The sequence below is a fragment of the Wohlfahrtiimonas sp. G9077 genome (assembly GCF_002252155.1).
Lineage (GTDB): Bacteria > Pseudomonadota > Gammaproteobacteria > Cardiobacteriales > Wohlfahrtiimonadaceae > Wohlfahrtiimonas.
Genome location: NZ_NEFD01000001.1, coordinates 1 through 23,665 on the forward strand (window position 1 = coordinate 1; position 23,665 = coordinate 23,665).

13 protein-coding genes are annotated in these 23,665 nt (G+C 41.4%); 5 read left to right on the forward strand and 8 right to left on the reverse strand.

Annotation, left to right across the window (positions count from 1 at the left end; all coding sequences use genetic code 11):
- The first annotated feature begins 33 nt into the window (after positions 1 to 33).
- Complete coding sequence (locus tag B9T20_RS00005) at positions 34 to 8,304, forward strand: autotransporter outer membrane beta-barrel domain-containing protein (protein ID WP_233491453.1); 8,271 nt, start codon at positions 34 to 36, stop codon at positions 8,302 to 8,304.
- A 106-nt stretch (positions 8,305 to 8,410) separates the two neighbouring features.
- Here B9T20_RS00005 and B9T20_RS00010 read toward each other — a convergent pair whose 3' ends face one another.
- From B9T20_RS00010 to B9T20_RS00040, 7 genes are read right to left on the reverse strand one after another with little or no spacing between them, the layout of a single operon-like run.
- Positions 8,411 to 9,148 carry a M48 family metallopeptidase gene (locus tag B9T20_RS00010; protein ID WP_094489234.1) on the reverse strand — a complete coding sequence of 246 codons (738 nt, stop codon included), beginning with the start codon at positions 9,146 to 9,148 and terminating at the stop codon, positions 8,411 to 8,413.
- Between the two features lie 2 nt (positions 9,149 to 9,150).
- On the reverse strand, positions 9,151 to 12,429 hold the full coding sequence (locus B9T20_RS00015) for a type I restriction endonuclease subunit R (RefSeq protein WP_094489235.1): 3,279 nt from the start codon (positions 12,427 to 12,429) through the stop codon (positions 9,151 to 9,153).
- Complete coding sequence (locus B9T20_RS00020; protein ID WP_094489236.1) at positions 12,419 to 13,441, reverse strand: virulence RhuM family protein; 1,023 nt, start codon at positions 13,439 to 13,441, stop codon at positions 12,419 to 12,421. The genes B9T20_RS00015 and B9T20_RS00020 overlap by 11 nt, the downstream gene beginning before the upstream one ends.
- Positions 13,431 to 15,002: a hypothetical protein gene (locus B9T20_RS00025; RefSeq protein ID WP_094489237.1), complete on the reverse strand. Its 1,572-nt coding sequence runs from the start codon at positions 15,000 to 15,002 to the stop codon at positions 13,431 to 13,433. Before B9T20_RS00025 ends, B9T20_RS00020 begins: the two co-directional genes overlap by 11 nt.
- A gap of 26 nt (positions 15,003 to 15,028) precedes the next feature.
- Complete coding sequence (locus tag B9T20_RS00030) at positions 15,029 to 16,231, reverse strand: restriction endonuclease subunit S (protein WP_094489238.1); 1,203 nt, start codon at positions 16,229 to 16,231, stop codon at positions 15,029 to 15,031.
- Positions 16,221 to 17,756 carry a type I restriction-modification system subunit M gene (locus tag B9T20_RS00035; RefSeq protein ID WP_094489239.1) on the reverse strand — a complete coding sequence of 512 codons (1,536 nt, stop codon included), beginning with the start codon at positions 17,754 to 17,756 and terminating at the stop codon, positions 16,221 to 16,223. The genes B9T20_RS00030 and B9T20_RS00035 overlap by 11 nt, the downstream gene beginning before the upstream one ends.
- A gap of 9 nt (positions 17,757 to 17,765) precedes the next feature.
- The gene (locus B9T20_RS00040; RefSeq protein WP_094489240.1) at positions 17,766 to 18,350 is read right to left on the reverse strand and encodes a restriction endonuclease subunit S; all 585 of its coding nucleotides are present in this window, start codon (positions 18,348 to 18,350) and stop codon (positions 17,766 to 17,768) included.
- Between the two features lie 374 nt (positions 18,351 to 18,724).
- On the opposite strand from B9T20_RS00040, the gene B9T20_RS00045 reads away from it, so the two are divergent.
- From B9T20_RS00045 to B9T20_RS00060, 3 genes are all read left to right on the forward strand, one after another.
- Positions 18,725 to 19,432, forward strand: coding sequence for a DUF726 domain-containing protein (locus B9T20_RS00045; protein ID WP_094489241.1), 708 nt, complete (start codon positions 18,725 to 18,727; stop codon positions 19,430 to 19,432).
- A 331-nt stretch (positions 19,433 to 19,763) separates the two neighbouring features.
- Positions 19,764 to 20,657 carry a YafY family protein gene (locus tag B9T20_RS00055; RefSeq protein ID WP_094489243.1) on the forward strand — a complete coding sequence of 298 codons (894 nt, stop codon included), beginning with the start codon at positions 19,764 to 19,766 and terminating at the stop codon, positions 20,655 to 20,657.
- A 41-nt stretch (positions 20,658 to 20,698) separates the two neighbouring features.
- On the forward strand, positions 20,699 to 21,631 hold the full coding sequence (locus B9T20_RS00060; RefSeq protein WP_094489244.1) for a hypothetical protein: 933 nt from the start codon (positions 20,699 to 20,701) through the stop codon (positions 21,629 to 21,631).
- Here B9T20_RS00060 and nadA read toward each other — a convergent pair whose 3' ends face one another.
- A complete protein-coding gene (gene nadA, locus B9T20_RS00065) occupies positions 21,632 to 22,654 on the reverse strand; it encodes a quinolinate synthase NadA (protein WP_094489245.1) in 1,023 nt (340 codons plus the stop codon).
- Positions 22,655 to 22,803: 149 nt separating this feature from the next.
- Here nadA and nadC point away from each other — a divergent pair, with 149 nt between their 5' ends.
- Positions 22,804 to 23,658 (forward strand): carboxylating nicotinate-nucleotide diphosphorylase, encoded by an 855-nt coding sequence (nadC, locus tag B9T20_RS00070; RefSeq protein WP_094489246.1) that lies wholly within the window; start codon positions 22,804 to 22,806, stop codon positions 23,656 to 23,658.
- Positions 23,659 to 23,665: the final 7 nt, after the last annotated feature.

Sequence of the window (23,665 nt, forward strand, 5' to 3'; positions counted from 1 at the left end):
GTGAATATTGCCGCTAAAGGCGACAGAATTACCGTGAATTCAAAAGATGATTTTAGCTTGAATAATCATCTCACAGGCACAGGATTATTGGATGTTAAGGCAGATGGTAACAGCTTTAACTTCGGCAACGCTGTTGGCAAAGAATTTGCCGGCACGGTGAACCTAGAAAATAGCATCTTTGATTTAAAGGGTAATAATACAAACGCATTAACCAATGCAACATTGGTGGTTGGCAATGGCAATATCACCACGGTTGATACTGCGAATCAAACAATCGGCAATTTGACCTTGCAAGGTGGGCAAACGGTCTTTAATGGTAAAGGTTCGATCAATACCAATACCTTGGCAAACAATGGCGCAAGCATCATTAAAGTTGATCTAAATGCCATTACGCCAACAGATGGCTCAGCTGCGAATCTATTGGATCAAAACAAAGGCCAGCATACTCAACTCATCACCGCTAAAAATAATGGCGATCTTAAAATTAATGAATTAACGTTACAGAAATTAGATGGCAGTGATATTGGTGCAGGTACGATTAGAAGCATTGACCAAAATGGCCAAACCGTTGCGAAAGGCACTTACAATTACGCGCTCAATAAAACTGGTGGTTTAGGTGTGAGTTATGGCCTCAGCGCCTTGGAGATTGCAGATGGCCAAACGCTCGCTTTAGATGCAACGAATGCAACCAATAAAAATATGACAGCCATTATTAATGGTAAAGGTAATTTGACCTTAACCAGCGATGCTACAGGCTTAATTCTAACCAATGATAAAAATGCGTATACAGGTGCAACAAATGTGACCGCAGGTTTGGTAACTGCGGGCAGCGACAATGCATTCGGTCACACATCCAGCCTAAATCTCGCAGCAAAAACAACCGTTAATTTAAACGGTAAAACACAAACCGTTGGTAGTTTAACGAATGCTGGCTCTGTGGATTTGGCAGGTGGATCATTAACAGTGACCAATGCAAATGGCGCATCCTCAACGTCTACAGGAATTTTAAAAGGTAACGGTGATCTAAGTATTTCTGCTGGTGATTTAAGCATCACAAAAGCGAACACAGATTTAAATGCAAACATTGCAATCGATTCCGGTGCTGCAATTTCATTGTCGGGTGCGGGCACATTAGGCTCAAGCCAAATTACGCTGGATGGTGACTTAAATTTAAATGCGGATACTTCTTTGGGTAACAATCTAGCTGGTAATGGCTCAGTGAATACCAAAGCAGATGTCACATTAACAGGCAATAATGCAGGTTTTACCGGTACACAAAACATTGGTAATAACGCATCTGTCACCGTTGCCAACCAAGCGGCATTGGGTTCTGGGCAAGTGAGTTTTGCAGCCAAGTCATCACAATTGAACTTAAATGGCATTACTTCAGCCGTTCAAAATGTGTTGAGCGGCGCGGGTATTATTAATATTTCTGAAAAATCTGCCATTGATTTTAGTGCTGATAATCAAGGTTTTGATGGCACATTTGTAGTTGATGGCGCAAGTAGCTTAACAACCACAGATTTTAGCCAATTGGGTAAAGGTTCAGTGAGCGTTGTGCAAGGTGGTGCTGTTAATTTAGATAAGATTACTGGCGAACTCACGAATATAATCAGTGGAGATGGAAATTTAAATTTATCTGGCACTAATTTATTATTGAATTCAGGTAATATTCATCTTAAAGATTTAACAGGTGCAATTAATATCACCAAAAACTCGAATTTAACACTAGCTGAAAATGGTCAGTTAAATGATGCTGCTAAAGTTAACATTACCGCGGTTGGTGACAGTGTCACAGTGAATTCAAACAGTGATTTTAGCTTTAATAATAATTTAGTGGGATCAGGCTTATTAAATGTTCAAATAGCCGGCAACAGCTTTAACTTTGGCAAAGATGTAGGCAGTGACTTCGCAGGCACTGTGAATTTATCAAACAGCGCGTTTAACCTAAGTAGCGATAATACTACAGCATTAAAAAATGCAACATTAGTCATTGGCCAAGGCAATACAACCACAGTTGATACAGAGAATCAAGCCATTGGAAATTTGACATTAGAGGGCGGGCAAACGGTCTTTAATGGTAAAGGCTCGATTAGCACAGATACCTTGGCAAACAATGGCGCAAGCATCATTAAAGTTGATCTAAATGCCATTACGCCAACCAGCGATAATGCTGCTAACTTATTGGATCAAAACAGTGGCCAAAGCAAACAATTAATTACAGCAAAAAATAATGATGGCCTGAAACTCTCTGATTTAATGCTACAAGAACTCAATGGTAGCACTGTGGGCACTGGCACCATTAGAAATATTGATCAAAATGATCAAAAAGTTGCTGAAGGTACCTACAATTATGCGCTGAATAAAACCGATGGTTTGGGTATCAGTTATGGTTTGAGTGCTTTGAATATTGTGGATGGTCAAACATTGACGCTAGATGCAACAAGTGCCGCCAATAAAAATATGACAGCAACCCTGACTGGCGCAGGTAACTTGGTATTAATCAGTGATGATAAGGGGCTAACTTTAACCAATGAAAAGAATGCTTATACAGGTGCCACAAATGTAACAGCTGGCTTAGTTACGGCAGGCAGTAATAATGCTTTTGGTCAAACTTCCCAGTTAAATTTAGCAGCCGGTACAACCGTTGATTTAAACAGTAAAACTCAGATTATTGGCATTCTAACGAATGAGGGTAAAGTTGATTTTGCTGGTGGTACATTAACCATTACAAATGCCAATGGTGCTGCATCAACGTCATCAGGTGAGTTGCTTGGTACCGGTAGTTTAATTATTTCTGCGGGTGATTTAAGCATCACATCTGTAAATAATGATTTAGCAGCAGAAGTTGCAATCAATTCTGGCGCTGCAATTTCCTTGTCAGGCGCGGGCACATTAGGCTCAAGCCAAATAGCGCTTGAAGGTGATTTAAATTTAAATTCGAGCACCACATTTAGTAATCAATTAGCTGGTAATGGCTCAGTGAATACCAAAGCAGATGTCACATTAACAGGTGATAATGCAGGTTTTACCGGTACACAAAACATTGGTAATAACGCATCTGTCACCGTTGCCAATCAAGCGGCATTGGGCCTTGGAAAAGTGAATTTTGTAGCCGAGTCATCCAAATTAAATTTAAATGGCGTCACTTCAGCGGTTAAAAATGTGTTGCATGGTGCGGGTAGTGTGAATATCGGCAATAATGCTGCAGTTAATTTCAGTGGCAATAATGCTGGCTTTACCGGCACATTTGCAATCGATGGCACAAGCCAATTAACAGCGACTAACTTTAATCAACTTGGCAAAGGTTCTGTTCAAGTGGCACAAGATGGCGCAGTGCACTTAAACAATATTACAAGTGAATTAACCAATGCCATCAGCGGTGCCGGTAACTTAAATTTAGCGGGCACAGATTTATCCTTAAATACCGGTAATGTAAAACTGAAGGATTTGACAGGTTCAATTAATCTCACGAATGCTTCGAGCTTAACATTGGTTGAAACAGGTCAGTTGAATGATGCTGCAAAAGTGAATATTGCCGCTAAAGGCGACAGAATTACCGTGAATTCAAAAGATGATTTTAGCTTGAATAATCATCTCATAGGCACAGGATTATTGGATGTTAAGGCAGATGGTAACAGCTTTAACTTTGGCAACGCTGTTGGCAATGCATTTGCCGGTACGGTGAACCTAGAAAACAGCATCTTTACTCTCGGCGGCAGTAACACCGATGCATTAACCAACGCAACATTGGTGGTTGGCAATGGCAATATCACAACCGTTGATACTGCGGATCAAACAATCGGTAATTTGACCTTGCAAGGTGGGCAAACGGTCTTTAATGGTAAAGGTTCGATCAATACCAATATCTTGGCAAACAATGGCGCAAGCATCATTAAAGTTGATCTAAATGCCATTGCGCCAACCAGCGATAATGCTGCTAACTTATTGGATCAAAACAAAGGCCAGCATACTCAACTCATTACAGCTAAAGATAATGGTGGCCTCAAGATCTCTGATCTGACGTTACAGAAATTAGATGGCAGTGAGATCGGTATAGGTACAATCAGAGACGTTAACCAAAATGGCCAAACTGTTGCGAAAGGCACTTACAATTACGCACTTAATAATACAGATGGTTTGGGTGTGAATTATGGCCTCAGCGCCTTGGAGATTGCAGATGGCCAAACGCTTGTTTTAGATGTAACCAATGCAACTAATAAAGAGATGATGGCTGCCATCACGGGCAGCGGTGATTTGACCTTAACCAGTGATGATAAAGGCTTAACTCTAACAAATGATAAAAATGCTTACACGGGCGCAACGACTATTACAGCAGGTTTGGTAACTGCGGGCAGCGACAATGCATTCGGTCACACATCCAGCCTAAATCTCGCAGCAAAAACAACCGTGAATTTAAACGGTAAAGCACAAACCGTTGGTAGTTTAACGAATGCCGGCTCTATGGATCTCGCGGGTGGATCGCTCACTTTAATGAATGGCGGCCAATCTACTTCTGATAATGGTTTGTTAGGCGCAGGCAAAGTAACGGTAACGGCCGGAAATTTATCAATTGAGGGCAAAAATGATGCCTTAACCGCAGATGTGGCAGTCAATTCTGGCGCTGCAATTTCCTTGTCAGGCGCGGGCACATTAGGCTCAAGCAAAATTGCCCTTGAAGGTGACTTAAATTTAAATGCGGATACTTCTTTGGGTAACAATCTAGCTGGTAATGGCTCAGTGAATACCAAAGCAGATGTCACATTAACAGGTGATAATTCAGGTTTTACCGGTACACAAAACATTGGTAATAACGCATCTGTCACCGTTGCCAACCAAGCGGCATTGGGTTCTGGGCAAGTGAGTTTTGCAGCCAAGTCATCACAATTGAACTTAAATGGCATTACTTCAGCCGTTCAAAATGTGTTAAGAGGCGCGGGTATTATTAATATTTCTGAAAAATCTGCCATTGATTTTAGTGCTGATAATCAAGGTTTTACCGGCACATTTGCAATCGATGGCACAAGCCAATTAACAGCGACTAACTTTAATCAACTTGGCAAAGGTTCTGTTCAAGTGGCACAAGATGGCGTAGTGCACTTAAACAATATTACAAGTGAATTAACCAACGCCATCAGTGGCGCCGGTAACTTAAATTTAGCGGGCACAGATTTATCCTTAAATACCGGTAATGTGAAACTGAAGGATTTGAGAGGTTCAATTAATCTCACGAATGCTTCGAGCTTAACATTGGTTGAAACAGGTCAGTTGAATGATGCTGCAAAAGTGAATATTGCCGCTAAAGGCGACAGAATTACCGTGAATTCAAAAGATGATTTTAGCTTGAATAATCATCTCACAGGCACAGGATTATTGGATGTTAAGGCAGATGGTAACAGCTTTAACTTTGGCAACGCTGTTGGCAAAGAATTTGCCGGCACGGTGAACCTAGAAAACAGCATCTTTGATTTAAAGGGTAATAATACAAGCGCATTAACCAACGCAACATTGGTGGTTGGCAATGGCAATATCACAACCGTTGATACTGCGGATCAAACAATCGGCAATTTGACCTTACAAGGTGGGCAAACGGTCTTTAATGGTAAAGGCTCGATTAGCACAGATACCTTGGCAAACAATGGCGCAAGCATCATTAAAGTTGATCTAAATGCCATTGCGCCAACAGATGGCTCAGCCGCAAATCTATTGGATCAAAACAAAGGCCAGCATACTCAACTCATTACAGCTAAAGATAATAGCGGCCTCAAGATCTCTGATCTGACGTTACAGAAATTAGATGGCAGTGATATTGGTGCAGGTACGATTAGAAGCATTGACCAAAATGGCCAAACCGTTGCGAAAGGTACTTACAATTATGCGCTCAATAAAACCGGCGGTTTAGGTGTGAATTATGGCCTCAGCGCCTTGGAGATTGCAGATGGCCAAACGCTCGCTTTAGATGCAACGAATGCAACCAATAAAAATATGACGGCAGCCATCACGGGCAGCGGTGATTTAACGTTAACCAGTAATGATAAAGGTTTAACTCTAACCAATGAGAAAAATGCGTATACAGGTGCAACAAATGTGACCGCAGGTTTGGTAACCGCTGGCAGCGACAATGCATTCGGTCACACATCCAGCTTAAATCTATCCACCACAACAACGGTTGATTTAAACGGTAAAACACAAACCGTTGGTAGTTTAACGAATGCTGGCTCTGTGGATCTCGCGGGTGGATCTCTTACTTTAATGAATGGCGGCCAATCTACTTCTGATAATGGTTTGTTAGGCGCAGGTAAAGTGACGGTGACAGCCGGGAATTTATCAATTGAGGGCAAAAATGATGCCTTAACTGCAGATGTGGCAATCAATTCTGGCGCTGCAATTTCCTTGTCAGGCGCGGGCACATTAGGCACAAGCCAAATAGCGCTTGAAGGTGATTTAAATTTAAATTCGAGCACCACATTTAGTAATCAATTAGCTGGCAAGGGCACTGTTAATACAAAAGCAGATGTCACATTGACAGGTGATAATTCAAGTTTTGCAGGTGTATTTAACATTAATGATAAAACTTTATCCGTCACTTCCGAGAAACAGCTTGGCACGGCCTCAATTGTGAATCATGGCGCTTTGGACATTCGCTTGTTGGTGGATGGCCAATTGGTGAATACCATGACGGGCACAGGTGATTTCATTAAATCTGGCCATGGTACCTTAAGTGTGACAAATGAATTGCTGCACACGGGGCAAACGCAGATTCATGAAGGCACATTATTCTTAGAAAAAGGTGCCGTTTTGGGCGGTGCCCAAAGTGTGGGCAGTGTTCACATTGCAAAAGATGCGACATTGGCCGGCAGCGGCACCATCAATCAACGCGTGTATAACGATGGCACCATTGATGTCAATTTAAATGGTGTGAGACAAGGGAGAGCGAGTGCAGGTGGCAATGCCAAACTCACCATTAATCAGGATGTTTATAACAACAACAAAATTTATATCGGCAGTCATCACACAGCAGCTGGCAATCAGTTGATCATTAATGGCAACTATATAGCCGGTGAAAATGCGGTGTTGTATATGAATACAGACCTTGGCAACAGCTCAACAAGCGTGGTGGATCAATTGATTGTCTCGGGTGATGCCTCGGGTAAAACTCAATTACACATCACGGATCTTGGCAATGTTGCCGGCGGCATGACATCGCCTTTAGGGGTCAAAATTATCGAAACGGGCACCTCAGATGCACAGGCCTTTGCACTGCAAAATGCTGTCATCAAAGGCATTTATGAGTATGAATTGAAACAAAATGAGAATGATCAAGATTGGTATTTAACATCTTATCGAGAGTTGTATCGTCCTGATGTGGGCAGTGCAATGGCCAATAGCATGGGCACAATGCGTGCGCAATTGCCCGGTTATGGTGCACACACTTCAGGTGCGTTGGCTGCAGGCTCAGGCGGTTTGCGCGCTTTAAATCGCAACATGACGGCAGATGGACAATATCTCGGCTCTGTTTGGTTCAATGAAACTGGCACTCATGATGAAGGCGATATCGCCGGCAATCAGATCCATTACAGTTATAAAGGGTTTGCCTCTGTATTAGGTGCAGATACTGGCTTTAGAACCGGTAATGGCTTGGTGATCATAGGTGGCATGATCTCAACAAGCTCGATGGACTCTAAAGGTTGGAATCGCATCAACGAATCTCGCAGCACAGGTTCCATTAAGGGACATGCATTTGGCGTGTATGGCAGCTGGTTTAAGAATGCAGATGATGCTTTAAGCCCATTCATTGATTACACGATTTCCTATGGTCGATATGACAATACGGTGAAAACCCTCAACAATGCTTCAAGTGCGTATGATTCAAGATTATGGACAGTGAGCGTGCAGGGCGGTTATCCGATGGCAGTTGGTGAAAACTTAGTGATCGAGCCACAAGCACAAATCAGCTATATCGATTATAAAGTGGACAGTTATCGTGATTTTAATGGCACGCAAATTACTGAAAAGCAAAATGGCCATGTCATTTCAAGGGTTGGGGCGTACATTTACCCAAAAACAGGCGATGTGAAACCTTATGCTGCCATGAATTTGTGGTATGACGATGTCTCCTCTAAAGTGAGCTACGATGACAGAAGCTTATCCTCCGGCAAACCTGGTTTGTTCTATGAAGCAAAACTCGGCGTACAGGCGAAGATGAGTGATCACTTTACGATCAACGCTGAAGCAAACTATCGTCAAGGCAAGCACAAGCATAAAAACTATAACTTTAACGTTGGTTTTAAATACCAATTCTAAGATGATTGAGAGCAAAACACCCCAAAGTTCATCAACTTTGGGGTGTTTTTTAATGAAGAATTGAATTTTGTGAGGATTCTAGCTGACAGGAGAGGATATAGAGCCCTTACAAAATATAATCAGCCATTTTATCCAATCTTGTTTTCACAGCTTCCCATTGTGGCATCACTTGATGCATCAGACGATAAAACTGCTCACTGTGGTTATGCTCAGCAATGTGACACAGTTCATGCAATATTACATAATCAATGCACTCTTTCGGGGCTTTGATCAGATTGGGATTCAAAGTTAAATGACCTTTGATGGAGCAGTTTCCCCACTGGGTTTGCATGGCCAATAATTTAAGATGAGGTAAGGCATCGACCCATAATGTTTTTGCCAACATTGCATTGAGTCGCTCATGAAAAATAAGGTGCGCTCGTGCTCGATACCATTCATTCAGAAGCTTTTGTATGATTTCTGGGTTTTTTTGTCGCACAGTGATCATCAATTGACCACGCAATAACTTAACAGATGATCGTTGTATGGGATCTTCAATGATTTTGAGCATATATTGCCGGCCAAGGTAATAATGGCTTTCACCACTGATGTATTGACGAGGTGTGACAAACTCTTGCTGAGCCTGAAAAGATCTGAGTTGTTTAAAAATCCATCTGGCGCGCTGCTGAACAGATGCACATACAGATTGATCACTGGCATCGCTTGGCGCACAAACAATCACCTCTTGATTCGGTGTCACTTTAATGATGATTGTTCGAGAAGGTGATTGTTTGGCCACGCGCTTAAATGTTATGAGGTGATGGCTATACTGTATCGATAATGGGCGTACAGCGTCTTGTTGCATGGTTACCTCGCTAATCCTACACGCACAATTTGTACAACTTGCTCGATGATGTTTCGAGCTTGATCCATGCCATAGCCGTGACTTTTACACTCTGTAAACAACTTAGGCAACAGTCGTTTTCTAATGGATGATTCAATCTCTGGTGGATTAATGGAGTTTTCTGCGACCGACGAGTCCACTTCTTGATCCATCCACAAAGAGAGATCAATCCATTTTTGATCATTGTGATTTTGATGATTAAAGAGAGCAGGGAAGGTTTTTCTAAACAGTCCATAATAAGCTTGCGCATGTTGATTGCCATTAAATACATTGGGAACTTCATTGAGTTGACGTTTTGCAACTTTTTGTTCAAATTCATGAAAGAGCATATATTGTTTGAGAGGATGGTCAAATAAATTTTTCGCCTCTTCAATCGCATGGCGCAACAATTGAGAAAAAGTCTCTTGTGCATAAGGATCATCGACAAGCTCTTGTTCAATCATGCGGGTGATTCGGGTTTTAATAATGTCCGTTTCATTGCGTGTTTTGTCATCGCTCCAATCGTCAGGATTGCTCGATGTGGGTTGTCCCATTTTATTGACTTCATACGTGCCGGATGCATTTTGAATCTCTACGCCCACTACATGTTTATTGAGCAGTTTTTTAACCTGTTCGGCATATTCATCATAATCTATGCGTTCGCCTGCATCTTGTTGTGCCAATTGTCTTAGGCTTGTAAATTGTTTGACGGTCTCTTTGTAGTGTCGACGATCTTCATCAGAAAAACTGTGATCTTCAAAAAATGTGGCAGATTGTAACGCCACTTTTAAGCAACTGGCAAACTCAGAGAGCGCATCATAAAAATCATCGCGCACTTGCTGATGGATATCAATATATTCACCATGATGCAGCATCATTTTTGGCACCAATACTTGGCGCAATTGTTCAATGTCTTGAGGGTTCTCCACATCTTTGAAAATGGCCCATAATTCTTGATACAACATCGGCAATCGTTTGTATTCAGAACTCATTTGGCGATATAAACCATCTAGGTCATCAATGTCGTATCCACCTTGCGTACGTGATGCTAAATCTTGATATTTAGCAATGGTGGTATCTAATTCAGCCAAAATACCTCGATAATCAATGAGTAATCCAAACTCTTTTTGATCATGCAAGCGATTGACGCGGGCAATGGCCTGAATTAAATTATGTTCTTTCAGTGGCTTATCAATGTACAAGACGGCATTTTTAGGTTCATCAAACCCTGTTAATAATTTATCCACCACAATCAGCATCTTCAAAGGATCATTCGCATCGGCAAAGCGCTTGACCATCATATCGGTATATTGGATTTCATCCATATTGCCAACATGATCTAGCCACCATTTCGCGACAATGGGCATTTCATGATCATCAATGCCAATATTGCCTTCACGAGTATCGGGCGGGCTCATGATCACTGCCGATTCAAACAGTCCCACTTCATCTAAATATTTTTTATAAAGAATGGCGGAAAGCTTGCTATCACAGGCCAGTTGTCCTTTTAATCCATCAGCAATATTGTCATCAAAGTGGCTTGCAATGTCGAGTGCAATTAGTTCAATGCGATTTTCTGTGGCATATAAAGCCCCTTTTCGAGAGTACTTTTTCTTTAAGTCTTGTTTTTGAGCTTCCGTTAAATTTGCGGTGATTCGATCAAACCATGTATCAATGGCACGTTCATTCACATCCAAATCAGGCACGCGTTCTTCATATAAAAGTGGCGTGACTGTTTTATCATCCGTGGCTCGCTGCATGGTATAAGCATGCAAAATGGGGCCAAATTTATTGGTGGTTTTATCATCTTTTAATAGTGGCGTGCCAGTAAATGCAATGAACGATGCATTCGGTAATGCTTGTTTCATTCGGATATGATTTTCACCACCTTGACTGCGGTGGCCTTCATCAATTAAGACAATGATGTCGGCGCTGTCATTATGGCATTCAGCTTGTTTCGTGGCGCTATTAAATTTTTGGATTAAAGAAAAAATAATCCGTTCATTGCCATGGCCAATTTGTTCAGCTAAGCGCTTGCCGGATGTGGCCATGGCATTCATTTGGTCTTGTTTGTTCTCTAAAGCGCCACTTTGTGCAAAGGTGAGGCTCAGTTGTCTTTCTAAATCTGTGCGATCCGTCACCACGATGATTCGGCATTGCTTTAAACCATCATATAAAATCAGCGCCTTGCTCAAAAATACCATGGTCAGTGATTTGCCCGATCCTGTTGTATGCCAAATCACGCCACCTTCACGCCCGCCATCGGGGCGTTTTTTTTCAATGCGTTCTAACAATCGTTTAATGCCAAAAAATTGTTGATAACGTGCGGCGATTTTCCCATGGCGTTGGTCAAAGATGATAAAAAACCGTATAAATTCTAACAAACGGTTCGGGGATAATAAGCTGATGATGAGTTTATCTTGTGAAGTGATCTGTAATGTGCCAGAGGACCAGCCATTAAACCATTGGCGGTCAATGGCACGGCGATCTTGAAAAATTGCATCGAGGGTTTGGGGATCGACAGGTGAATTTTTAATGCGCGACATTTCAATCTCAGAAATATCCTCTTCATCCCAACTGGCCCAAAACTTTTTAGGCGTGCCACAAGTCCCATAACGGCCATCAGAGCCATTAATCGAGAGTAACAGCTGGCTATAAGTGAACAGCAGGGGAATTTCATTGTGTCGTTGGTTGCGTAAGCTCTGGGAAATGCCTTCATCAATGGTTGGGGATTTTTTCCCTTGATTGTCGGGGCGTTTTGCCTCAATGATCACCAATGGAATGCCGTTGACAAAACACACAATGTCAGGCCGGCGCGACTCTGCCCCCATTCTAGAGACCGTAAACTCTTCTGTATAAAGAAAACTATTGTTAGAGATGTTCTGCCAATCAATGATCGCAATGGTTGGGGAGATTTTTTTGCCATCAATGAACTCAGTCACAGCGATCCCATAGAGCAAATGATTATAAATGCGCTCATTGGCCTTCATTAATCCTTCATTTAAGCCCGGCTGGCAAATTTGATTTAATAAAAAATCAATGGATTGATCCGATAAAGGATATTGTTTGGCGCCATATGTAAAGGTTCGTTTTTTTAATTCCGTTTTTAAAATAGATTTTAAAATCACCTGATCTGTTTTTTGTTCACGCAATTCTAAGGACGCTTTAGAGGAAATAAAAGTCCAACCTAGATTGGCTAAGAGGGTTAGGGCAGGGATCTTGGCGCTGTATTCTTCTTGGAATTTAGGTGCATTATTTTTCACGTTTTGTATCCTTTAATATATTCTCAAGGGTATAAAAGTCACTATTTTCCCCTTTTAATTCTTTGAGCTTTCTGCGCCCTTCTGCAAAGGCATCATATTCTAGTTTAGCTTTTTCATCTGCTTGTTTCTTTGTTATAGAGCCTGCACCGTTCAACACTGCGCGATCATTAAATTCTAAAAACTGATCTAATTTATCCGTCCAATCTTTCAGAAAGACTTGTTTTCTTCTTTTAGCCTGATCTTCTGCAAAATCCAACCACATATTCACAATACGATTCAAGGAATGAATTTCTTCTTCTGTTAAGTAATTTTTCGCAACAGTTACATCACCTTTTAAAACTTCTTCGCCTTTGAAGCTTGTTAGCCCCATATTAGGTGCTTCAGCATTTGCACGCGCAGCAATGATCTCAGCCGCTGTCATGCCTGTGGCAGCATAATGCAATTTATTTTGGATGAACTGAAAGAATCTCGTAGTTTCAGGTAAGCTTGGCTCATAATCTGCTGCCATTGCGAATATTTCACGCACACGTAAATAAACTCGACGCTCACTCGCACGAATATCACGAATGCGCTCGAGTAATTCATCAAAATGATCAGAAGGTACAGAATGTGCCACAACTGGATTCTTCAGGCGTTCGTCATCCATCACAAAGCCTTTTATAAGGTATTCTTGCAATGTGCTCGTTGCCCATTTACGGAACTGCGTACCACGCGTTGAACGCACGCGGTAACCAACCGCAATAATTGCTTCTAAATTATAATGATCAATTTCTCTTGAAACCTCGCGATTACCTTCCATTCGAACTATCCGGAATTTCCGGATAGTTGAATCTTTATGCAATTCAGCTTCATCATAAATATTAGAAAGATGCTCGTTAATGGTACGAACATCTTTGCCATATAGCTCAGCAATTTGTGCTTGAGAAAGCCATAAAGTGGCTCCCTCAAATCGACATTCAACACGCGTATCACCTGATTCAGATGAAAATATTATGAGTTCGTTATTGCTCATTGTTATCACCTGTTATAGATACTGAGAGCTGATCTTGAATATGTTGAACCCATGAAACTCCTTCGCTTGTATTTCTACTATCTTTATCTACCAAAACTACCGATATATTTTTAGAGGCACTTTTAGATATTCGCAATTTTGTCGTCAATGATCTAACTTCTGAATCAGGAGATTGACCATTATCTAAGGTTACTAAGAACAGTTTTTTGCTATGTGTTTCTAGTAATTCTCTAAATAAGCCATTTATATGACTATCATCCTTTTGGAATCCAAAACCTACGATTACAATAGCATCTGAATCTTTGTATAAATCAAATAATTCTACATATCGACGAGACATTTCTACAGAAGTAAGAGGTTTCAAGCCGCTTTGTGTAAGAATGAAAGGTACGTGAATTTGTGATTGATCAAGTTTACTACTATCCTCGGTTGTAATAACAGAATTTTTATATGGATTATAATAATCATGTATAGATCCATTTAAATGTATAACTTTTGGTAGTGTTATTTCTGTATCTTTAAAAATTCCACTGATAAGATTGTTATAATTCGATGTTCCTATCACACTCGCTTTTTTCTCTGAAAATAAAGTATTTAGATCATGGTAATATCCTGTTGAGGGTAAATCCTCTTCTTTTGGTGCTTGTTGATGGATATATTCTCTTGCAATATTCAGAAATATTACCATTTTTGTAAATTTTGCCCACTCAGTGGATGGGTTAAATAAATATCGAAAATGATCATCTATTAGCTTCTGATAATCTAAAACAGTTGTGAATAGATTTTCCATAATTTGTTGCGCAATAGCAGACATTAGTTCTTCTAATGTTGCTGTTTTTGGGTCTGTATTAAACTCTCTTTTTTCATCTAATAGCAATTCTAATGCCATTGCTCCTACGCGATTAAACTCTAATCTAAACATTCCAACAATATCATCAAAAATTGGTAAATCATCTGGGGCAGATTCAAATAATTCTTGATTGAGTTTTTGTACCAATTCTTGCCCGTGAGCACCAATTAATAATTGTAGAAAAGCTGTAACATAGCGTTTGAGATCATCGCAATTATTATTTAACTTAACTATATCCAATAGAGCTGAATAATACTCAGAGCTGAATAATGCTACATCTTTTGCTAAAAGCTCATTGAGTTTGATCGTATGGGTATATACTCGATCACCAATAGAAGTATTGGTAATTTCTAGAAATTTGTCCTCTAGATGTTGTCTATCGATTGATAGTTGCTTTAAAGCATAATCAAATTCTTCATCAAACTTATTTAGTCTTTTAATAATTTCACTTCTTTTGTATTCAATCGAAGATTCAATAATAGAAGTAAATTCATTTTTTCCAAATGCATAAATACTACGTGTTTTATAATTATCAGGTAACCAATTAGTTGCATATGGAGTCATTGGATCAATATGATCTGTTAAAAGTTTTCGTAATTGAGTTTTATGAGAAGTAGGATCTTGCCTAAATAGATCTATAGCAAATTTTCCACCGCTAGGTAAACCATACCCAACTTCTGCACCTGCACCAAAAAAGAAACCTATTTTCATTGTATAACCTCCCTTGGATCATTATTTTAATTAATCACAACTCGACGCTTTCCAGTCAATAACTGTTGCATCAGTGCTTTTTTCTCTTGTTTTAAATGCTCAAGTTTTGCCTTCAATAGCTCAATCTCACGATCAGCATTTGACAGAACTTCAGCTATTTTTTCTTGTTCAAAGGTGCTTGGTAGGTTAAATGGAATAGCACATAATGCATCGAATCCAACCGACTCTCGAACAGAACCTTGTGTACTATTTTTAATGCGCTGATTAGCTTCTCCTGATCCCATCCAGAATAAAAAATAATCACTATGTACTTTTGATGCATCAACATTAAAAATCACATACATCGGGCTTAGAATACCGTCTTTATATTGGTCTAGGCGACCAAATGAGCCTACATTTAGTCGTGATGGGTTATATCCAAACTGACCATTTTTCACAACTTTATAATTTTCTACATTATTACTAGCGACACGTTTTGAAAATTGTTCTTCAGGTAATATAAATCCACTATGATTAGTAATACTCAATACTCGTTTAATATTTGAGTTTTTATTTCTCAATGTAGATTCTGTTAAAAATGTTTTTAGTTGCGTTCGTTTCCACTCCCCACTAAACCTAACACCATTCTCATCCAGCAAACGTTTTTTTCCTGTTAAAAGCTGTTGCATCAAAGCCTTCTTCTGCTGTTCGCTATTCACAATCAACTTTTCTGTGCTTGTAATTGCCTTGTCCCATGTAGAAAGAATTTCGGCAATTTTTTGTTGTTCTTTGATAGGGGGAATATGCACAAACAATGATTTAATAATTCCAGAGCTTAGATTTTTTTGGCTTCCATCGTTAGATAAATCTCTGAGAGCTTCATATAAATTAGATAGATAATAAAAAAAATAGTCTGAATTGTTATTATCATTCAATATTATTGCAGCACAAGCTTGGTTAGTGCATGCTTGTATTCCAAGCTTTGCTACTTGACCTCGTGTTTTTCCTTGACCATACATTGCAATTAAAAGCGTATTTGGCTCAAATAATTTAGCTGATGAATTATTTAATCCTTCTAAAGTAATGAATTCTGCTGATTTGGTGATAGTGTTGAATTGTACTTCAGAAGTTGTAACCCAAGGAATTGTTCCATTTTGCCAATATTCAACTTTAGAACGACTAGGTGTTCCACCTGATGTAACACGGGCAATTTCATCTAGCCTTTTAATTTCCCAATCATTAGGCACCATAACCCAACTCCTTTAAGTATTTAGCCATTTCTGTTTCTAGGGCTTCTAATTCAGCTTTTAGGGCAATGCGTTCTTTGCGCACGGCTTCTAAATCGATTTCTTCCTCTTCTTCGAATGTGTCCACATAGCGGGGAATGTTAAGGTTGTAATCGTTCTCTTTGATCTCATCGAATGATGCTACGTAAGCATATTTATCAACATTTTGACGAGCTTCATACGTTGCCACGATTTTCTCGATATTTTCATCACTCAATGCATTTTGGTTTTTACCTGCGTCAAATTCACGGCTCGCATCAATGAATAAGACATCCTTTGAGGTTTTATTCTTTTTAAAGATCAATAGTGCAGCGGGAATGCCCGTGCCATAAAAGAGCTTTTCAGGCAGGCCAATCACCGCATCTAACAAGTTTTCATTGATCAATTGTTCACGGATTTTCCCTTCAGAAGAAGCGCGGAACAGCACGCCATGTGGCACAACAACGCCCGCACGACCATCTTTCGGGTTCAAAGTTTCAATGATGTGTGTGATGAATGCATAATCACCTTTAGATTTTGGTGGCAAACCACGATGAAAACGTTTATGCACATCTTTCTTAGCCTCTTCCTCGCCCCATTTGTCTAATGAAAATGGCGGATTGGCAGCAATGACATTAAACAAGATTAAGTTGGCATTTTGATCCAATAATTTAGGGTTGCGGATTGTATCGCCCCATTCGATTTTATGGTTATCTTCGCCATGTAAAAACATGTTCATCTTTGCCAATGACCAAGTGGAACCAATGGCTTCTTGGCCGTAGAGCGCGTAGTTTTTGCTATTAAATTTCTCGAAAATACGGCGTCCGCATTTCATTAATAAAGAGCCTGAACCACATGTAGGATCACAAATTAAATCACCCACTTGCGGATTTAATAAACGGGCAATTAAGTCGGACACTTCAGGTGGTGTATAGAACTCGCCTGCTTTTTGTCCGCCGCTGGCTGCAAAATGTTTAATGAGGAACTCAAATGAGTTGCCAATGACATCTAAATTACCAATGCGGCTGGGTTTAAGATTCAGCACGGGCTTTGCAAAATCTTCTAATAAAAGGCGCAAGATGCTGTTTTTTTGTTTCTCTTCGCCCAGTTTATCGCTGTTAAATGAGATGTCTTGGAAGACGCTTTTACCTGCATCACGCAGCTTGGTGCCGTTGGCTTCTTCGATGGCATGCAGTGCTTGGTCAATGCGTTCACCATTACCGGGCTCATTGCGACGCGCATAAATGTCATAAAAACTGGCGCCGCTAGGGAGCACAAAACGCTCTGTTTTCATCATCTCAGCGATGAGTTCTGGTTCATCGCCATAGGCTTGTTGATATTTTTCATAGTGATCCTGCCATACATCGGAAACGTATTTTAAAAAGAGCATGGTTAACACATAATCTTTATAGGTGTCTGCACTTACGGTGCCACGGAATGTGTCACATGCTGAGAATAAAGCTTTATTAATGGCAGATTGTTCTGCAATGTCAGTAGTGATGGGTTTCATAATGTATCCTTAATGATTAATTTTTTGTGCAATAGCGGTCATCATGCGTTCATTGTTATGCATGAGTTTAGAAAACAGTAAATGTTGTTTGGATTGTGCGCGGGCTAACTCAACGATGGTTTGTTGTGTTGTAATGTCCGGAATGGCGATGGGGAGCGCCTCTATGATGGGGCGGCGAATGTTTTTTGCAGCAGTGCCCTCGCTGTTTTTCTCAAAATATTGTTGGCAAATGACTTGGTTTAACTGCCAAACAAGAAAATCAGGTAGAATGCTTTCATCGGTGATGCGAATGATGAAAAAATTGAGTGATGCGATATAATCGTGCTTTTGCGCCTGATCTTTTTCAAATAACACGGCATAATTTTGGCTGCTGCGCGCGGCAAAAAGAATGTCTTGATCTTGTAGATGATGGCTCATTTTGCTTGGCACGTTAACAAACGTACATTGCGTGTATTCAATGCCGTGCTCGATTGAGCAGTTTCGCAATTGAATAACAGGGATGGCATTGTCAGAGTCGGGATTCACCTCTTCGACCTTTCCGCGAAAAGGATAGCCGAGGCTTAGATTGGCGATTTCTTTCAGTGTCTTTTTCATTATTTTGCTATATTCTCAGTAGAACATTTTTGTTCGATGGGTGAATAGTAGACTTTTAAGTTGTGATCGTCAACTGATATTTTGCATTATTGCGAATATAACTTTTTTGGTGGATGCAAACATTGCATCAAGGATGAAAAATCAAGGCTTTTATGATTTTGACACCACTTGCACACACAATGGCTATAATGATCGCATAATCACGAAAAAATAATCATTAAGGATACATTATGAAACCCATCACTACTGACATTGCAGAACAATCTGCCATTAATAAAGCTTTATTCTCAGCATGTGACACATTCCGTGGCACTGAATGTGGCTGTGCGTCGCTCGCTAGATGCAGATTACGATGAGATGATCAAAGGGCAATCATGAAAAATTTCTCCATCACGCCCATTCACACAGCAACATTACCTGCTGCGCGCAATATTCTGTTTGTCAATGGCTTTTTAAATGAAGCATATGCAGATTTCACCGATTGGCTGGCCAGTGAATCTGCGTTAGATGCCACTTCTAATGTGTATGGCGTTCAGTGGCCTTCTAAATCAATGGCAGACATCACACAGATGATGCACTCACTGATGCACCGCAGATGGCGGGCATTGTTGGCAAATCCGTGGCACGCTGCAATGCAAAATGCCGAATCGGCGGGGCAAGCGCTCAGTGATGCCTTGTCTCAGATGACCTTGCCCGTGACATTGGTGGGGCACTCTTTAGGTTGCCGCGTCATCTATTATGCATTGTGTGCCTCATCGCAGCCTGTTGAAGATGTGATTTTGTTAGGGGGCGCGGTGGGCAATCAACGCAAGGATTGGGAAAGGGCTGCATCTGTGGTGGATGGGCGGATTTATAATTGTCATTCAAGGCACGATGATGTGCTGAAATATTCCTATCGAACGTCGATGGCATGGTTGAGCGATCCGATCGGTTATGTGCCGATTGAAACAAATCACCCTAAAATTGCCAACATTGATTGCAGCGCATTGATCACAAGTCATGGCGATTGGAAGCATCATTATGGAAATATTTATGATAAATTGTATAAAAATTATCAAAATATTGAATCGTTGTTTACTTAATGACACAACCGTGCAAATATAACGGTTATTATCTATTCATAATGTAATTAATGAATAAATATACTAAAATAATAAGGTGGATATATTGGAATTGATGAACCCTAATCTAATGAAGATTAGGGTTTTTTATTTTTGTTCATTGGTTATATAATATCTTGAAAATAAACCTAATAATGATAAGGATTAGATAATGCCAATTCCATTTAACACCAAACTCATTTTTGAATGTAAACATTGCCATTTTCGCTTTAAAATCAAAGGTGATCATTTGAGCTTGCCGTCTAAATGCCCAAAATGTGGCGCTTGTGATTGGACATTGAAAGGGTAATCGATGAAAACAAAAAATACACAGTTGGCACATCGCCTTGGGGAGATTTTGGCCAAACTGAATCTTGGCAGTCGTTTAGAAGTGGCAATGCTGGCCGAAGAGTTTAATGTCACAGAGCGCACCATCATTCGTGATCTCAAAGAGCGCCTCGTGTTTTTGGACTGGGAAGAGCAGGGGCCAAAGTATTACAGCCTCTCTAAATCATCATTAGGGCAGCTGTATCCTGAGGATGTGGATCGTTTTGCACATTTTGCAAGCATTCAAAACTTGTTTCCGAAGCTTGATCGCGAGTTCTTTCAACAAAAACTGACGCAAAGCGTATGTGTCAAAGGCTATAATTATGAGGACATTTCCCATAAAAAAGGGGACTTTGACCTCATTAAAGCGGCGATTGAGTCACAAAAGTTGATCTGTTTTAGCTATTACAAAAATCAATCAAAAAGCCACAAAAGTTATCGTGTGGCGCCCTATATTTTGATCAATCGTTCCGGCATTTGGTATTTGATGGCCGATGATCAAGGGCAGATCAAAACGTTTTGTTTTTCGCGCATTGAGGGGCTTAGCGTACAAAATGAGCATTTCACACTGGATCAAGCCATTTTGGAGGACATCAAAAACATTGACAGCGTCTATTATGGCAATCAGATCAAAGCGGTCACAGTATTGGTCAAGGGGGATGTGGCCATTTACTTTAAGCGCCGTAAATTATTGCCCAATCAATCGATCATTGAGGAGAAACTCAATGGTGATTTGGTGGTGATGAGTGAACATGTCAGCGCACAAGAGATTCTGGCATTGGTGCGTTATTGGATTCCGAATGTCAAAATTCTCTCACCTGAAGGCTTACAAGCGGAACTTGAAGAGATGCTGCGCCTCTATTTGTTGAGCACAGAGTGATCTTTCCTCTATAATGCCGCTTTAATCATCACTAGGACATTATGCAAACGGCCATCAATACGCACGAAGAGGGAACAACAGAACTGGCAGCCGTTCTGATTGCCGTCACAGAGTCACAAGCAAAAGTGCTGACGGTGGCAGAGGGTTGTTCATTGCCATGTGGCCCTTTGTCGCCCATTCATCGCTCTTTGCAAGCCGGCGTGCGTCAATGGGTGGAAACCCAAACCCATCAGCCGCTTGGATACGTTGAGCAGCTGTACACATTTGTGGACACACAGCGCAAAACATCCACCGGCCATTATCTAATTTATATCAGCTATTTAGGTTTGGTGCGAGAAGAGAAAAATCATTTAGAAACGGGGGCCATTTGGCGCAATTGGTATGATTATTTTCCTTGGGAAGATCACCGAAATGGGCGCCCAGATTTTATTGATCAGCACCTGTTGCCGCTGTTTCGCCATTGGATCAATGGTGGCAATAGCGTCTCTGAGCAGCGCTTTCGTGAGGAGCATGTCAAATTGTGTTGGGGCATTGCCCCTTTTACATGGAATGAAGAGTATGTGCTCCAACGTTACGAGTTGATGTATGAAGTGGGTATGATTCCTGAATCCACCGCCTCTGATGCCCCATTGCCACCCCAATATTCAGGTCAACCGATGCATCATGATCATCGTCGTGTGTTGGCATCAGCGATGGCGCGCCTGCGGGCTAAAATCAAATATCGCCCCGTAATTTTTGAGCTTTTACCGCCCACATTTACGCTGTTGCAATTGCAACAAAGCATTGAAGCCCTGGGCGGCATTGTCCTGCATAAACAGAATTTTCGCCGTTTTATTTTGCAACAAGCCCTGATTGAAGAGACCGGCACCCTTGATCATCATGGGCAAGGGCGCCCGGCGCGTTTGTATCAATTTCGTGATGATGTGCTGCTTGAGCGCTCTTTATCCGGCAGTAAATTACCAATTGCCCGTTAATCACGCAGGCCCAATATTTTGAAACAGTGCGGCGTATTGTTGCGGATTGCTTTGTGCCTGTAGATTCACTTTGCGCTCCTCTGCAAATTGAAGCATGCGATCGATGCTGCGTTTCGCCTGTGTTGCAATGGCGGCATCCACTGTGATTTCATGCGCAAATGTGGTGAGGACAGCTTCAATCTTTTCCAAAGTGTTCATCGCCATCCATGGACAAAGGGCACAGCTCTTACATGTGGCGCTGTTGCCGGCGGTGGGAGCAATGATGAGAGTTTTATCTGGCACGGCTTGTGCCAGTTTATAAAAAATGCCTTGATCTGTGGCGACAATGAGCGTTGATGCATCCATGTGTTTGGCGGCCTTAATGATCTGAGCGGTGGAACCCACAAAGTCTGCTTCTTGGATCACTGCTTCACAGGCTTCGGGGTGCACAAGCACTTTGGCATTTGGATGTTTGAGTTTCAGTTGCTGTAATTCAAAGGCTTTAAATTCATCATGCACAATGCAATGGCCTTGCCAGAGCAGCATATCTGCGCCCGTTTGTGCTTGGATGTATGCGCCTAAATGGCGATCTGGCCCCCAAATGATGGCATGGCCTTGTTGATGGAGCATGCGCACCATCTCAACGCCAATGGCGGAAGTGACCACGTAATCGGCGCGCGCCTTGACGGCAGCGCTGGTGTTGGCATACACCACAACGGTGCGATCCGGATGTTGATCACAAAAGTTAGAAAATTCATCAATCGGGCAGCTTAAATCTAACGAGCATGTTGCCGCTAAATCTGCCATTAAGACGCGTTTATGTGGGCTTAAGATTTTTGCTGTCTCCCCCATAAAGCGCACGCCAGCGACGATGAGGGTTTGTGCTTTGGCATCACGACCAAAGCGCGCCATCTCTAATGAATCTGCCACGCAGCCGCCTGTTGCTTCTGCCAGTGCCTGAATGGCAGGGTCAGTGTAGTAATGGGCAATCAGCACAGCATCATGTGCGGCCAATTGCGCCTTGATTCTCTCAATCACAATCACTCCTATCCTCTGTGGGTTTTATTATACTCATTTTGAGCATAACTTTTTTATTTCACCTTTTCAATGACTTTTTATCTGATTTGTTTTATTGTAGCGGCATGATTAAAAATATATACTCAAAATGAGTATATGTAACCTAAGGAGGAAAAATGGTTGCCCCATTGCCAGATGTATTGTTAGAGCCTTATGTGAATGCCGCATTGGCTGAGGATTTAGGTCGCCGCGGTGATGTCACAAGTTTAGCCACCATCGGTGAAGATCAACATGCCACATTGCATATCATTGCAAGGGCGGCAGGAATTGTTGCAGGAATGGATTTAGCGCGTTTAGCATGGCATCGTTTAGATGGCGATATTGTCTATGAGCCACATGTTAAAGATGGGGATGCAGTCGTACCCAATCTGTGTTTGGCCAAGGTTACGGGTCCGGCGCGTGCACTTTTAGCAGCAGAGCGTACAGCGCTGAACTTCATGACGCATTTGAGCGGCATTGCCACACAAGTGCACCAGATTGTGCAAACAGTCAAAGGCGAGAATGTGCAAATCACTTGCACCCGAAAGACTTTGCCCGGTTTACGAGTGTTACAAAAATATGCTGTGCGCGTTGGGGGCGGGCGCAATCATCGCATGGGCTTGGATGATGCAATTTTGATCAAAGACAATCACATTGCGATCGCAGGCAGTGTCACAAAAGCTGTGATGGATGCCAAAGCCTACGCAGGACATCTGATTCCCATTGAAGTTGAGGTCGATACGTTAGCGCAGCTAGAAGAGGCATTAGCTGTGGGCGTGAACCTTGTGTTGCTCGATAATATGGACATCAACACATTAAGGCAAGCGGTGCGCTTATGTGAAGGGCGATGTCAAACCGAAGCATCGGGCGGCATTACGCAGGAAAATGTGTTGAGCATTGCAAAAACCGGTGTGAATTTCATTGCCATCGGTGCATTGACGCACAGCGTACGATCATTGGACATTGGTTTGGATTTTATGCCAACCCCATAAAAAATGC

Bases quoted from the DNA above. Each gene is read 5' to 3' on its own strand.
- B9T20_RS00010 (WP_094489234.1), bottom strand. From the start codon at position 9,148: ATGCAACAAGACGCTGTACGCCCATTATCGATACAGTATAGCCATCAC.
- B9T20_RS00020 (WP_094489236.1), bottom strand. From the start codon at position 13,441: ATGAGCAATAACGAACTCATAATATTTTCATCTGAATCAGGTGATACG.
- B9T20_RS00025 (WP_094489237.1), bottom strand. From the start codon at position 15,002: ATGAAAATAGGTTTCTTTTTTGGTGCAGGTGCAGAAGTTGGGTATGGT.
- B9T20_RS00030 (WP_094489238.1), bottom strand. From the start codon at position 16,231: ATGGTGCCTAATGATTGGGAAATTAAAAGGCTAGATGAAATTGCCCGT.
- B9T20_RS00035 (WP_094489239.1), bottom strand. From the start codon at position 17,756: ATGAAACCCATCACTACTGACATTGCAGAACAATCTGCCATTAATAAA.
- B9T20_RS00040 (WP_094489240.1), bottom strand. From the start codon at position 18,350: ATGAAAAAGACACTGAAAGAAATCGCCAATCTAAGCCTCGGCTATCCT.
- B9T20_RS00045 (WP_094489241.1), top strand. From the start codon at position 18,725: ATGAAAAATTTCTCCATCACGCCCATTCACACAGCAACATTACCTGCT.
- B9T20_RS00055 (WP_094489243.1), top strand. From the start codon at position 19,764: ATGAAAACAAAAAATACACAGTTGGCACATCGCCTTGGGGAGATTTTG.
- B9T20_RS00060 (WP_094489244.1), top strand. From the start codon at position 20,699: ATGCAAACGGCCATCAATACGCACGAAGAGGGAACAACAGAACTGGCA.
- nadC (WP_094489246.1), top strand. From the start codon at position 22,804: ATGGTTGCCCCATTGCCAGATGTATTGTTAGAGCCTTATGTGAATGCC.